This window comes from Klebsiella sp. MS 92-3 (assembly GCF_000195655.1).
GTDB classification, from domain to species: Bacteria; Pseudomonadota; Gammaproteobacteria; order Enterobacterales; family Enterobacteriaceae; genus Klebsiella; species Klebsiella pneumoniae.
Genome location: NZ_GL882864.1, coordinates 1 through 652, shown reverse-complemented (window position 1 = coordinate 652; position 652 = coordinate 1). Strand labels below are relative to the sequence as shown.

The 652-nt window shown below is 64.1% G+C and carries 1 protein-coding gene; it reads right to left on the bottom strand.

What is annotated here, in order from left to right:
- Positions 1–21 precede the first annotated feature (21 nt).
- Entirely contained in the window at positions 22–630 is a 609-nt protein-coding gene (gene dmsD / locus HMPREF9538_RS02540; RefSeq protein WP_004209765.1) for a Tat proofreading chaperone DmsD, read from the bottom strand.
- Positions 631–652 lie beyond the last annotated feature (22 nt).

Sequence of the window (652 nt, the reverse complement as noted above, 5' to 3'; positions counted from 1 at the left end):
GGATATCGGCGCGGCGAAGGGTTAACGATAGAGCGGTTTTTGCGCCACGGCGATCGGCAAATTCTCCTGCCACTGCGCCAGAGTCGCCTGCGCCAGCTGACCCAGCGCCTGATAGAAGGGGTGGGCGGCATGGTCGACAAAGACGCTCAGGAAACGCCCGGACCACGGCAGCAGGTGCCAGGCCAGCAGCTGAGCGAACAACGCATCCTGCTCCGTTTCGCACAACCATGCCGCCAGGAGTAGCACGGTGCCGAAATGATCTTCCGGTTCGTTGCCATCGGCCTCCAGCGCGATACCGTTCTCGCGCATCCACTGGCGCAGAGCCAGCGTGGAATCGCCAAACAGCACAGACTCTTTATCCAGCCAGACAGAGCCCCAGGGCGGCGCCGGCAGGGCCCATGGCCCGATAAACAGGCGCTGCCAGGCTTCCGGCAACGTTTCTTCAGCCGATGCGGCAAACCCTGACGCCAGCGGGGCTGCGACCGGGAAGGGCCACTGCTGCTGCCAGCTCCCGTCCTGGAAGGCGGCGACCAGCGGCGCAATTTCCGCACTATTCGGCGCATAAGAGAACAGCGCGCCCAGGGTGCGGGCGCTTAACGCGACGGCGTCGCGATTTGGGATCGGCATCATCACTTATTCCTTTCTGCCGCGC